The sequence below is a fragment of the Nitrosomonas sp. Nm58 genome (assembly GCF_900107335.1).
Taxonomy (GTDB): domain Bacteria; phylum Pseudomonadota; class Gammaproteobacteria; order Burkholderiales; family Nitrosomonadaceae; genus Nitrosomonas.
In genome coordinates this window covers 1-12,848 of the sequence record NZ_FNPQ01000004.1, presented here as the reverse complement: position 1 = coordinate 12,848, position 12,848 = coordinate 1, and the positions used below count along the sequence as shown (strand labels likewise).

The window sequence follows — 12,848 nt, the reverse complement described above, 5'->3', positions numbered from 1 at the left end:
ATAGGTTATTCAGCCATTTTACAGTTGAAAGTGAAAGATTGTATTGGCGCTAGCTATATAAATGGATGCATTGGGAAGCAAGCGATAAGCAAGTAATTCTTCATAAATAAGAGGACATGGGCCATTTCCATTAAAAACACGGCCCATGTTCTTTATTTTTTAAATTTAGTTGTATTTTAATTGATAGATATTCTATCAATTTATACTTTTATCATTAAATTAGGTGTTTAGTCCCACGGCGTGCTGGAATGGATCAAGTCTTACGGTTCTTTTGTCCATACCTTACTATCTTTGCTTCATCTCCATGGCTTGAATAGTCTACTATAAGACTACTGATAAATAATCATTAGCTTCTTAATTATATTTAACTTACTGTTTTATTGAGTTATCTGACCAGATCTCAAACATTGTTTCTGCGGATTAACAGTTCGGCACTCAATTGAATGATCAATTATCAATTTTGCACAGACATAACCGCATCATATTCAATCAAGTAGCAGGCCATCTTCGTAATCTTAGAAAGATAAAATCAAAGAAATGATACGGATGAGAAAGGAGCGATAACAGAAGAGTAACAGTAGAACCAGCACCAATACTTGGTTGTGACGTTGTTATGGATAAAACAGGGGACATGAGCAGACAAATAGGCTCATGAATTGACAGTACGCCTTAGTTTCCGTGCCTCTTCTTCTTTAAGTGTGTCGTTGATTTCACGCAAGATGCTTTTAATATTGACTGTTTTCTCAATATACTCGAAGTGTCCGGTCAAATCACTTTCTGGATGAAGTTGTCCACTTTGGTAGAGTGACCATATCTCCATACCATAACTGGTGGCTAGCAATTCAGGCGCAAACTGACCGAAGTATATAGCCAAGTTCTCAACATCACGTAGCAGCATTTTACAAGCTTGGTTATTGGCAGCTGCGTCGATAGCTTGTGGCAAGTCGATAATGACAGGTCCTGTGCTGTCGACTAGCACGTTGTATTCAGACAGATCACCGTGGATGATTCCAGCACAAAGCATGCGAACCACTTGAGCAACTAACATGCGGTGATACTCACGAGATAATTCTGCAGTAAGCGCAAGATCGTTGAGCCGTGGGGCTGCATTGCCATTGCTGTCGATCATCAGCTCCATCAATAGTACGCCCTCATGGAAGTCGTATGGCCTGGGCACACGCACACCAGCAGCAGCGAGTCGGTACAGGGCATCTACCTCGGCATTTTGCCAGGATTCTTCCTGTGCTTTGCGTCCATACCGAGTACCTTTTTCCATGGCTCGTGCACGACGGCTGTTTTTTACTTTGCGGCCTTCGGTGTAATCCGTATTTTGGCGAAAACTACGTTTGTTGGCTTCTTTGTATGCTTTAGCGCAACGTATCTCTTCTCCGCAGCGAACTACGTAAACCGAGGCTTCTTTGCCACTCATTAATTGTCGGATAACCTCATCGACAAAGCCATCTTGGATCAGCGGTTCAATTCTTTTTGGAGTTTTCATCAGTGTAATTACTACGCTTATATTTTGAGGTTCATCTTAAATACCATTCATAACCAAAAATACACAGAAGAAAAAGTAAAAACAGGATTTGAAATGAGGTATCTGAAGCTCTTTGTAGTTGCAACTAAGAATTTTCCCAGTATAACAACAGCGTTTTTCTTATTTGGCAATGATGTTGTTGTTTTTGAAGAGGAGTTTATAGAAATTAGAATCTGTATGATCCAGTTCTTGTATCAATGCAAATGGATCACCAATTTCCCTGGGAGGAGGCCCTCTACGGATAAAGCAGTAAAGGGAAACTCTTTCATCCTTCATCCCATTTAGTTAGTAGTTCAGCCCTTATAAAAAGTTATCCGGCTTTATTGAAGCCGCAATATGTTTTGATGGAACCTCAAGCGGAGAGAAGTGATCAATAATGCCTATAGCTTACTGCCTACTTCTATTTATCGTGGTAACTTCATGGTGACTCAGAATTGAAAATCTTTAGATACTGACGCCTAATGCCTTGAATTTTATGGTGCCGACACCAAGAATCGAACTCGGGACCTTCTGATTACAAATCAGCTGCTCTACCATCTGAGCTATGCCGGCTCATAGAAATAAATATGTTAAAAAAACAAATATATTAAAATTATAAACCTTAGGCTATTATGCAGTAAACAATTGTTATCTAACGATCTTTAAATGAACTCGATCCCCTCTATCCTCATGCGCCAGATAATTATTTGATGTGGATCCTAAACAATTTGTATCTTCATTCTTAAAAGTGCATGGTGCATTTTCCTCAATTTCAGGAGAAAAAAATAAACCTTGATTGATCTCTTTTGAGAATATCGCCTTGATTGCGCCAACTGGTATTGATATCCTCCTTGATATGCCATTAAAGCGCGCCGTAAATTGAACCACTTCATTGTCGATCAATAGATCACAAGCAGCTAGAGGACTAATATCCAGAGTAATTTCTCCATCTCTTACATATTCCTCAGGCACTAATGTATTCCGATCAAAATCAACAGAAATATAGGCAGTCAATTCATTATCAATACACCATTCATAAACAGCTCGTATTAAATAAGGCTTAGTCGCAGGAACCTTCATTTACGCATTAATTTCTCTGAAGGTGTTAAAGCATCAATAAATAGTGGCCTGCTGAATAATCTCTCAGAATACTTGAGTAATGGTGCAGCCTGTTTTGGCAGACGAACTCCATAATGATCCAGTCTCCATAGTAAAGGCGCTATGGCTACATCCAACATAGAATATTCATCACCCAGCATATATTTTTGCTTATCAAATATTGGCGCGATCATTGTCAGACTATCAGCAATCGCTACTCTCATTTTATCAGCTATCTTTTGATCATTCTGCTCAACAGTCTCAATATGACAAAATAATTCTTGCTCAAATCGATGCAATAACAGTCTTGCTCGGGCACGCATTACTGGTTCTGCCGGCATCAACTGAGGGTGAGGAAAACGATCATCAATGTACTCATTGATAATATTCGATTCATACAATACTAGATCTCGCTCAATCAGAACTGGCACGCGACCATAGGGGCTAATCACAGCCAAATCTTCTGGTTTATTATGAGGATCTACATCAATGACCTGAAAATCCATGTCCTTTTCATGCAACACGATGCGGCATCGGTGGCTAAAAGGACATGTTGCAGTAGAATACAGCGTCATCATGATGACTTATACATCTTTTTAGTACTTTGATTCAATGATTTACTAGTGTACATCTCTCCAATATTCGCGTTTTAATAAATAAGTCAAACCAAGCATACCAAGCAAGAAGATCATGACAATCATTCCAAGTTTCTTACGATAATTTGCATGGGGCTCACCCAAATAAACCATGTAGTTTACCAGATCTGTAACAAATTTATCGTATTCTTGTTTGGAAAGAGCGCCAGGTACACTAAGCTCTAATTCCTTAACTTCCGAGCTGCCTTTTCCATCACCAACCGATTTAATGTTAAGCACTTGCTGGCCTTGTAACTGGTACAAAACATGCGGCATTGCAACCTTATCAAAAATCAAATTATTCCAGCCTGAAGAAGTAGAATCATCTTTGTAAAAAGCTCTAAGATAGGTATACAGCCAATCGGCACCCCTGGAGCGAGCAATTATGGATAAATCAGGAGGAGCAACCCCAAACCATTCTTCAGCTTCCTTTTTTTTCATAGAAGTCAACATAAGATCGCCAACTTTTTGTCCAGTATGAATAAGACTCCCACTGATTTCTTGATTAGTTAGCTCAATATCTTGATGCCGGTTATAACGCATATAGCTAGCACCATGACAAGTTAAGCAATAATTAACAAAACTTTGTGCGCCGCGCTGCAACGATGCATTGTCAGATGTATCAATTGGTGCCCTATCAAGTTTTATGTCAGCGGCAGCAGCAAAAACAAAAATTGGAGTCAAGCTGATAAAAAAAAGCAGTAATTTTATTAATCTCATTTTGTCACTCTTTTTGGTTCAGGTTTTGTTTTATCTATCTTGCTATACCATGGCATAAGAACAAAAAATGCAAAATAAATAACTGTAAATATTTGAGCTAATAATGTATATAAGGGAGTCGGCGCTTTTGTACCAAGCCAGCCAAGCACAAGAAAACTTATTACAAAAAGCGTAAGCGCAAACTTAAAGATTGGTCCTTTATAACGTATCGATTTGACAGGACTACGATCCAGCCATGGCAAGAAACAAAAGATAATTACTGCAGCCGCCATCAAAATAACACCCCACAGTTTCGCATCTATCCAGAGAAAATTAACCGTGACTGCCCTCAACATAGAATAATAAGGGGTGAAATACCATACAGGCGCAATATGATCAGGTGTTTGTAACGTATTTGCAGGAATAAAATTATTATATTCAAGAAAATATCCACCCATCTCAGGAACAAAAAATATAATACCGCAAAACACAATTAGAAATGCCACCACTCCGAATATATCCTTTACAGAGTAGTAAGGATGAAATGGTATTCCATCCACTGGAATTCCCGTTTTTGGATCTTTGTTAGATTTGATTTCTATTCCATCTGGATTATTAGAACCTACTTCATGTAATGCGATAATATGAACAAATACCAGAACAATTATCAACAATGGCAACGTCACCACATGGTATGCAAAAAAACGGTTAAGCGCTGCGTCCGAGAGCATGAAATCTCCCAAGATCCAGTTTGATAACGTTTCGCCGATAAGTGGAATCGCTCCAAACATACTCACAATTACCTGAGCACCCCAATAAGACATTTGTCCCCAAGGTAAAATATATCCAGTGAAAGCTAAACTCATCAGCACGAAAAAAATCGCCATGCCTATCAGCCATAAAAGTTCGCGTGGCTTGCGATAAGAGCCATACATCATCCCTCGGAACATATGCAGATAAACCACCACAAAAAACATGGAAGCTCCCGTAGAATGCATATACCGAATCAACCAACCAAAATTCACATCGCGCATGACGTATTCAACTGATGCAAATGCAAGACTAGCATCAGGCTTATAGCTCATAGTAAGAAAAATACCGGTAATCAATTGATTGACCAGCACAAGCATTGCTAGCGAACCAAAGTAATACCAAAAATTAAAATTCTTAGGGGCATAATATTCAGAAAGATGCGCTCTCCAGGTAGCAGTCATTGGAAAGCGCTTATCAATCCATTCCATCATCGAATTTTCTTGTTTACTCATTTTATACAGATTCCTTGCTTTCAGAGCCGATTAAAAGCCGATTTTCACTCAAATAGGTATGAGGAGGTACAACCAAATTAGTAGGCGCCGGAACACTCTTGTAAACACGCCCTGCCAAATCAAATTTTGAACCATGGCACGGGCAGAAAAAACCACCTAGCCAATCAGCACCTAAATCAGCAGGAGCAATATCCTTCCTAAATACTGGGGAGCAGCCAAGGTGTGTACATACACCCTCCACCACAAGAATTTCAGGTTTAATAGAACGTGTCACATTCTGAGCATAAGCTGGCTGCTGTTTTTTTTCCGAATTAGGGTCAGCTAGCTGGTTTTCCATTTTCTTCAAGTTTTCCAGCATTTCCTGTGTACGCTTAAGAACCCATACCACCTTTCCCCGCCACTCAACCATCAGCAGCATACCTGATTCCAATTTACTAATATCCACTTCCACCGGCGCTCCAGCTGCTTTAGCGCGTTCACTAGGCATCATACTCAACACAAATGGAGTCGCCACCGCAACGCCAGCAATTCCGCCCGCCACAGATGTGGCCAGTACTAGAAAACGACGCCGACTATTCATCTCACCACTACTGTCTGCCATTTTTTAATAATTCCATCCAATGAATTTTCTACCCAGAATCAACTCCTACCAAGAGCCGATCAACCTGTTATTTAACTTTATATTTTACTTCCCAAAATACTCAAAGAACGTTATACACCTAAGAAGCATACTTTTTAAGTATAACATAGCCCTTTACATAACAGGGTAATATATAGGTTTCTCAAAATCCGCGATTGTTTTTTAATCTCATCCTCGGGTACGCTGAGATTCGCTCGCGAGGGAGAAAACAAGGGAGAATCAGTAAATTTGATGGCAGTCACGCGCATGATACCGCTATTTTCGGTGTTATTAGCACATTTTATTTCCAAGAGCGAGTTTGTTCCTGCTGTGGGGAGTAGAACCAAGAAAGGAAAGCGCTGGTCAGCCAGGGAGCGAGAGATCGTGCGAATTAGTAGCTTTTAGTACGGCTGTCTCGGAATAACTCGACGAACTCGGTGGCGATCTTGAGCACCAGCGTACGGGCGTGACGCACCACTTTTCCTGGCAGATGAAACAGCCGCCAGCACATACTGCTGCCAGCCGGTGGCGCTGCCAATTACCACCCAAGGCAGAACGCTTGAACAAGGCGAACAGGTTATGAGCGATTACGCCGATGCGAAAAAAAGGCGGCATTTGCCTCGAACTGCCCGCAAGGCATGCGTTCATGCCAAAGCCGATTTTCAATTCTTTTATACCATTTTCAGAGACTTCACCGCGTTGGCGATACCAAACCAATGCGGTCTCAGCTGATTCGATACGGTTACTTGCAACTATATGGTACTTGGGCTTGTCATCGAATAATTCAACCTGGCGTTTGTATTTGACCACGATCAGGCGGAATGCCTTGGACATATCATTCATGCTGTGCGTGGTTTCGGCTACGGCACAATCGGTATAATGCTTCTAATCTGATTCAGGGATAGCCTCGATGGCCCTGAGGGTCGGCTTATCGAGCCGGCCACCAATGGTAAAGGTTTTGTTAGCTACTTCACAGCAGTTGAAGATGTTTGCCTGATAACCGCCGAATTCAGACGGACATGGGCGATTCGATACCCCTTGGGCAGGTGGGTTTCACAGTCCTCGATGAATTCAAGATTTCTGCTGGCCGGAGCAATATTGCCTTCACGGAATTCATCATGAATCACCACACTCGCCTCATCCAGATGACCAATCATCGGATATAGCCCCGCTCCCCTTTGTAGATAAAGTGCGCCACTTTCTTCTCGGCGATAATTTGTGAAGCATCCCCATCCAGCGTATGGGCAGTGATGCCAGTTTGCCGAATCCGCGTGACAACGATCCACCGGTTGGATAGCGGGAAAGACCCGCCAGCCCCTCTCCAGTACCAGTACGACGTAACCAGTCACCCACAGCATCCGTGCCCGCTCCCGGGTTTAGGCATCTCTTGCTGTAGCCACCGGTTAAACCCCAAACCTTGACTAAACTACCACCTACTGAAAGTAGGTGAGTTAGCGCAGCTTGGGTGCAGACGACTAAAGTCGTCTACCCGCACCATGCTAAACGCGCATGAGTCAACACATTTAAAGTCAAGGTCACCGTCTAAAGGCGGTGGTTTTTACCAAATTTATGGAAATAAATTCACCAAATAGCACCAATCCGGCATTTGCTGTCAATGACTCGTCTGTCGCCTCCACCTGGAACGGAAGCACCACCTGCGCCAAAGCTTCCATCACCGATCCTCCTCTTTTCACCAAATGAGGTGAATGTTCAGATAGCTACAATTTTAACGGATCGCTTGTGTGACAGGACATTTCCTTATATTAGTATGCTTGAATCGCGATCCTTAGGCGCTTGATTTACTAAAACAGGAGTACCGAAGAAAGTCTAGCCCCCAGAAATCTCTGCCCTCAGCATATAAGAGGTTAAACTTGTTCGAGTATTAACGATCTTGAATACGCCATTAGCCGGCAATTTTGCAATATGCGAGACTCTCGGTATATAAACAGAAGCTTCTTATATTAAACAATCTGTAAGCTGTTGGACAATAGTGAATATTCTCTCAAAATGCCTTCCACTGGAATTTTTGATGACGTTGCTGATGATAGGTTTAATCTGGCAAAAATAGAGAGCAGATGCCTAACAAAACGTTAAATCAAAATCAAATCCTTTCTATGGTTTATTTTGAAAACATTGTCTGCATCCCCTAGCATTATAACTTGCCTTCTACTATTATCAGATCGAACTAAAAGTAGATCCTTATCGATAGTGACAAATCAACTTACTAACCAAGTCGGCAGAATGATTCCATTCTAAGAGCCACCCCATCCCTAAAGAACTGTTTTCTCAACCGCTAGACTGTGAGTTTGTCATATTACTAACCAGTAGCCGGTCAAAGCTGATCCTAGAATAGGCACATAAAGAAACGCCAATTAACGTAGAATCTTACACAGGCTATAACCTACACCGCACAGAATAACTTTACTCCTTTCCTTCGGAAATACTCTCAAACTATTTTTTCCCAATCAAACTGGGGACGGCACGGTTAATCCTTACAATTAATTTACTATTTCAGTTTACCATGGCACTGCTTATATTTCTTCCCAGAACCACATGGACAAGGATCATTGCGGCCAATTTTATTACTCTTGCGAACAAAAGGCTGTGATTTTTCTTCAGTATCTTGCTGTTTGTTATCTAATACTTCTTCATAAGTCGCATGGTGATACTGCATATTGGGAGGCAAATGAGCTGCTTCGGTTGCTGTTTCGACTTGCTGCTCATCTTTTATTTGAACAGTCATGAGTATTTTGGCGACCTCAACCTTTATCTCTTCAAGCATATTAGCGAATAGCTCAAAGGCTTCTCGTTTATATTCTTCCTTTGGGTTCTTATGCGCATAACCGCGTAAGTGAATCCCTTGTCGCAAATGATCCAACGCTGCCAGATGTTCTCGCCAATGAGTATCGAGGCTATGCAGCATAACTGCCCGTTCGTACTGGTGCATAAGATGGCTACCGACCATCTCTGATTTGCTACGGTAATGCGCACGAGCTGCCTCCATAACTCTTTCCAGCAAATTCTCAGCGTGCAAATCAGATTCTTTATCTAGCCAATCATGAATTGGTAAATGAAGATGATAATCGCTAGCCAAAGCTTTTTCTAATCCAGAGATATCCCACTGTTCTTCTATACTCTGAGGAGGAATATGGAGATTGAAAAGATTGCTGATGACATTTTCCTGAATAGCCGTTATTGTCTCCGTGATATCTTGCTCCGCTTCCAGCAATTCATTTCGTTGTTGATAAATCACTTTACGTTGATCATTAGCAACATCATCAAATTCAAGTAATTGCTTACGGATATCAAAGTTTCTGGCTTCAACTTTCCGCTGTGCATTTTCTATCGCACGCGTTACCCATGGGTGCTCTATCGCTTCCCCTTCTGGCATTTTAAGGCGCGTCATAATACTTGCCACGCGGTCAGATGCAAAAATACGCAACAAAGGATCTTCGAGTGAAAGATAGAAACGACTCGAACCGGAGTCACCTTGTCGTCCAGAACGTCCACGTAACTGATTGTCAATTCTGCGGGATTCATGACGTTCTGTCCCTATGATGTGTAATCCACCCAATTTAATTACTTCATCATGCCGCTCCTGCCACTCTCTCTGTATTTCAGCGACACGCTTCGCTTTGGTCTCCTCATCGAGGGCTTCATCTGAACGAATACGATGAATTTCCGGCTCCGGATTACCTCCTAATACAATATCAGTACCCCGTCCAGCCATGTTAGTTGCAATCGTAATCATTTTTGGCCTTCCTGCCTGAGCAATAATATCTGCTTCACGAGCATGCTGCTTCGCATTAAGCACTTGATGTGGCAATTTTTCTTTGTTCAACAAAGAGGAAAGCAATTCGTTATTCTCGATAGAAGTCGTTCCAACAAGCGCTGGCTGGCCACGCTGATAACAATCCTTAATATCCTCCAGAATGGCTTGATGCTTTTCTTTCATGGTGCGAAAGACTTGATCCATCCGATCCTCGCGAATCATCGGGCGATGTGGTGGAATAACGACAGTCTCGAGTCCATAGATTTGCTGAAACTCAAAAGCTTCAGTATCCGCTGTACCTGTCATACCAGCAAGTTTATGATACATACGAAAATAATTCTGGAATGTAATCGAAGCAAGCGTTTGGTTTTCTTTCTGAATCGGAACGTTTTCTTTTGCCTCAACAGCCTGATGAAGTCCTTCTGACCACCGCCTTCCCGGCATTAAGCGCCCAGTAAATTCGTCAACAATAATTACTTCACCATCTTGCACCACATAATGCTGATCACAATTATATAAAACGTGTGCGCGTAATGCGGCATTGAGATGATGAATCAAATTGATATTGACCGGATCATAAAGACTTGTTCCGGCCGCTAATAATCCAGCCTTAGCGAGCAATCTTTCAGCGTGCTCAAAACCTGCCTCACTCAGTTGTACCTGCTGGGATTTTTCATCAACACTATAGTCGCCAGGTCCATTCTCTGTTTCTTGCCGGATAAGCTCGGGTATTAATGCATTGATACGCACATAAACCTCAGTATCGCCCTCCGCCTGACCTGATATAATCAACGGTGTACGCGCTTCATCGATCAGAATCGAGTCGACTTCATCAACAATTGCAAAATTGAGCATACGTTGCACACGCTCAGCCGAATGACCAACCATGTTGTCACGCAAGTAATCAAAACCATATTCATTGTTTGTGCCATAGGTAATATCGGCAGCATAAGCAGCTTGTTTCGTGTCTTGCGCCATTTGCGAAATGATTACACCAACCGATAAGCCCAGAAATTGGTAAATCTGCCCCATCCAATCTGCATCGCGTCTGGCAAGATAATCGTTTACCGTCACAATATGCACACCTTGTCCTGTCAAGGCATTAAGATAGGCAGGCAGTGTGGCCATTAACGTTTTACCTTCACCGGTACGCATTTCAGCAATTTTCCCGCCATGCAATACCATTCCTCCAATCAACTGCACATCAAAATGACGCATTCCCAGCACACGCCTGCCCGCTTCACGCACCACTGCAAACGCTTCTGGCAGCAGCGCATCAAGTGTTTCACCATTGGAGAAACGTTGTTTGAATTTATGAGTCTGACTACGCAGATCACTATCGGACAAAGGAGCAATAGTTGATTCCAATTCGTTAACAGCACGCACAGTTTGTGAATATTGCTTGATCAAGCGGTCATTGCGGCTACCAAAGATCTTTTTAAGCAAATTGTTTAGCATAAAATATTTAATTTATTAATTTCAATCAATTAATCATGAGGAATTTTTAGATTTCTGACACTACAATGCAGATAAAAAAAGAGGTATTTTTTTGCTCAGTTTTTTATGACATAATCATAATATGCTTCTAGTCTTATATTTATTTGTATAAATCAATTATTCAAGCATTCAAAGATAGAGACAAATAATCAGTCAATTTTGTTATAAAAATATAAATCGTAAAAAATACTGAGTGCATATTGTTCTCTTGACTCAAGATCTCGGGAAGGTTGCTAATAAAACGATTTAACTTCTTACTTTGACATTCTCCTAGATACTATACTCATCGCACTTCAAAATCCGGCAGCTATACCTTCTCCCGCTGAGAGAAGGTCGGATGAGGGATTATAAAAACCGAATTTTGAAGTGTGACGAGTATATTTATTCAAGAAATACCTGATGCTCGATATCTCTAGTATAGCTATCCGCCAAATCGTCCATAATAGTTAATAAATATGCTCATCTTATCACACTCAAAATAGCAGTCAGCACAAACAACTCACAAGATGTCCAGGAACGTATCCGTCCCTTTGACAAAGCAAACAAGAATCTTGGTGAACGCTTATCTTCTTTTCAATATACTCAATCTATAACTAATTGTTTAATTTAAATAAGGCAAAAATTGTCAAAATAAGTGCTCCCTGAGCACTTATCAAATCGATAAACAAAGCGCAAAAAAAAAAACACCACGCAATGCTGCAATCGAAACGTGCAGCAGATTTATTCGTAAGCTCTTTCAAGGAACAATTTTAAGTGACTGATTATATTAGATATAGAAATCATCCATTTTACCAACCTCATCATGTTTCCTCCAAATGCCTTGCGGTCGAAGGCCGATTACTACGCCAAATAGAACATATAGGCTTATTTGGGATAATTACTTAAATATAATTTTTACAACAATCCAATCCGCCTTTCCATAACACGCTTCAGACGTGACATATTTTTGGCTCTCATCCGATTATGAGCTATTTGCAACAAAATTAGATAGTATCAAAGAAATCTGTATAGACCCAATTCGACATGGTCTGCGGGCGCAATCTATTCAAGCTTGTTAATTAATTTAGGCTCTATTCGCATTAAATGTGAGAAGTCTTTACTTAGGCTGGTCTGATTGCTTCAATCAGCCATGATTTTAGATTGGCAGCATCTTCAGCACGCCTTTCATAGAACCTTCGCCAACTTAGATAGTCGTCGAGATAGCGAGTAGCCACACCATTGAATCTTTGCAGCCATTTCTTTAACCGGCTGTCATAGGAATTAACGTTCTGGATATGAAAGATTCGCTCTTTTATTCTGATACCTGCTTTGATATTCAACGTGAGTTCGACATTAAAATCATCACACCACGGCTGGAAGAACCTGAGAAAATCTAATATTAAGGGAAGGCTTCTTCTCGCGGAAAGTGTAAGCCACTAGCCCGGCTATCAAATTAACAAAGAAGTGAATCGCTGCCGACGTCGCTTCAGCGCCAACTCCAACAAGCGCTGCTCCCACCACGGTTCAAACCTCTGACAAAAGTCGTCAATCGCACAAAAAATCGCTATAGTAATGGAATGGACGCCCACTACCCTAAATGGCAACGATGTGCCAAAGTAGTGTTGTTTAAAACCCTGTAACTAGAGAGGAGCGTCCGACATGAAAATTACGACAATTGGAATTGATCTGGCAAAGGAAGTGTTTCAGATTCACGGAGTAAATCTCCATGGGAGGGCCATGGTGCGCAAGCAACTCCGCCGAGGCGAGA

10 protein-coding genes, 1 tRNA gene and 2 pseudogenes are annotated in these 12,848 nt (G+C 41.4%); 1 reads left to right on the top strand and 12 read right to left on the bottom strand.

Going from position 1 to position 12,848, the window contains the following annotated elements; translation table 11 throughout:
• Nucleotides 1-649: 649 nt before the first annotated feature.
• From BLW34_RS03030 to BLW34_RS02975, 12 genes and pseudogenes are all read right to left on the bottom strand, one after another.
• Entirely contained in the window at nucleotides 650-1,498 is an 849-nt protein-coding gene (locus tag BLW34_RS03030; protein ID WP_090575425.1) for a PA4780 family RIO1-like protein kinase, read from the bottom strand.
• A gap of 515 nt (nucleotides 1,499-2,013) precedes the next feature.
• Nucleotides 2,014-2,089, bottom strand: a tRNA-Thr gene (locus BLW34_RS03020).
• A 75-nt stretch (nucleotides 2,090-2,164) separates the two neighbouring features.
• Nucleotides 2,165-2,596, bottom strand: a complete 432-nt coding sequence (locus BLW34_RS03015) for a ClpXP protease specificity-enhancing factor (protein WP_090575418.1) — start codon at nucleotides 2,594-2,596, stop codon at nucleotides 2,165-2,167.
• Nucleotides 2,593-3,192 carry a glutathione S-transferase N-terminal domain-containing protein gene (locus tag BLW34_RS03010; RefSeq protein ID WP_090544199.1) on the bottom strand — a complete coding sequence of 200 codons (600 nt, stop codon included), beginning with the start codon at nucleotides 3,190-3,192 and terminating at the stop codon, nucleotides 2,593-2,595. The genes BLW34_RS03015 and BLW34_RS03010 overlap by 4 nt, the downstream gene beginning before the upstream one ends.
• Before the next feature lie 42 nt (nucleotides 3,193-3,234).
• On the bottom strand, nucleotides 3,235-3,969 hold the full coding sequence (locus BLW34_RS03005; RefSeq protein ID WP_090575415.1) for a cytochrome c1: 735 nt from the start codon (nucleotides 3,967-3,969) through the stop codon (nucleotides 3,235-3,237).
• Nucleotides 3,966-5,213, bottom strand: coding sequence for a cytochrome b (locus BLW34_RS03000; RefSeq protein ID WP_090575412.1), 1,248 nt, complete (start codon nucleotides 5,211-5,213; stop codon nucleotides 3,966-3,968). The genes BLW34_RS03005 and BLW34_RS03000 overlap by 4 nt, the downstream gene beginning before the upstream one ends.
• A 1-nt stretch (nucleotide 5,214) precedes the next feature.
• A complete protein-coding gene (gene petA, locus BLW34_RS02995) occupies nucleotides 5,215-5,814 on the bottom strand; it encodes a ubiquinol-cytochrome c reductase iron-sulfur subunit (protein WP_090575409.1) in 600 nt (199 codons plus the stop codon).
• A 381-nt stretch (nucleotides 5,815-6,195) separates the two neighbouring features.
• Nucleotides 6,196-6,666 (bottom strand): hypothetical protein, encoded by a 471-nt coding sequence (locus BLW34_RS02990; protein WP_090575406.1) that lies wholly within the window; start codon nucleotides 6,664-6,666, stop codon nucleotides 6,196-6,198.
• Between the two features lie 131 nt (nucleotides 6,667-6,797).
• Nucleotides 6,798-7,190 carry a hypothetical protein gene (locus tag BLW34_RS02985; RefSeq protein WP_090575403.1) on the bottom strand — a complete coding sequence of 131 codons (393 nt, stop codon included), beginning with the start codon at nucleotides 7,188-7,190 and terminating at the stop codon, nucleotides 6,798-6,800.
• A 177-nt stretch (nucleotides 7,191-7,367) separates the two neighbouring features.
• Nucleotides 7,368-7,505: a hypothetical protein gene (locus tag BLW34_RS16005; protein ID WP_177165939.1), complete on the bottom strand. Its 138-nt coding sequence runs from the start codon at nucleotides 7,503-7,505 to the stop codon at nucleotides 7,368-7,370.
• An 833-nt stretch (nucleotides 7,506-8,338) separates the two neighbouring features.
• Entirely contained in the window at nucleotides 8,339-11,062 is a 2,724-nt protein-coding gene (gene secA / locus BLW34_RS02980; RefSeq protein WP_090575400.1) for a preprotein translocase subunit SecA, read from the bottom strand.
• A gap of 1,139 nt (nucleotides 11,063-12,201) precedes the next feature.
• Nucleotides 12,202-12,384: pseudogene (locus BLW34_RS02975) on the bottom strand (IS1595 family transposase); the annotation flags it as partial.
• A gap of 355 nt (nucleotides 12,385-12,739) precedes the next feature.
• Between BLW34_RS02975 and BLW34_RS15445 the strand changes: the two are divergent.
• Nucleotides 12,740-12,848, top strand: a pseudogene (locus tag BLW34_RS15445) (IS110 family transposase); the annotation flags it as partial.

Bases quoted from the DNA above. Each gene is read 5' to 3' on its own strand.
- BLW34_RS03010 (WP_090544199.1), bottom strand. From the start codon at position 3,192: ATGATGACGCTGTATTCTACTGCAACATGTCCTTTTAGCCACCGATGC.
- secA (WP_090575400.1), bottom strand. From the start codon at position 11,062: ATGCTAAACAATTTGCTTAAAAAGATCTTTGGTAGCCGCAATGACCGC.
- BLW34_RS03005 (WP_090575415.1), bottom strand. From the start codon at position 3,969: ATGAGATTAATAAAATTACTGCTTTTTTTTATCAGCTTGACTCCAATT.
- petA (WP_090575409.1), bottom strand. From the start codon at position 5,814: ATGGCAGACAGTAGTGGTGAGATGAATAGTCGGCGTCGTTTTCTAGTA.
- BLW34_RS03030 (WP_090575425.1), bottom strand. From the start codon at position 1,498: ATGAAAACTCCAAAAAGAATTGAACCGCTGATCCAAGATGGCTTTGTC.
- BLW34_RS03000 (WP_090575412.1), bottom strand. From the start codon at position 5,213: ATGAGTAAACAAGAAAATTCGATGATGGAATGGATTGATAAGCGCTTT.
- BLW34_RS16005 (WP_177165939.1), bottom strand. From the start codon at position 7,505: ATGGAAGCTTTGGCGCAGGTGGTGCTTCCGTTCCAGGTGGAGGCGACA.
- BLW34_RS02985 (WP_090575403.1), bottom strand. From the start codon at position 7,190: ATGCTGTGGGTGACTGGTTACGTCGTACTGGTACTGGAGAGGGGCTGG.
- BLW34_RS02990 (WP_090575406.1), bottom strand. From the start codon at position 6,666: ATGTCCAAGGCATTCCGCCTGATCGTGGTCAAATACAAACGCCAGGTT.
- BLW34_RS03015 (WP_090575418.1), bottom strand. From the start codon at position 2,596: ATGAAGGTTCCTGCGACTAAGCCTTATTTAATACGAGCTGTTTATGAA.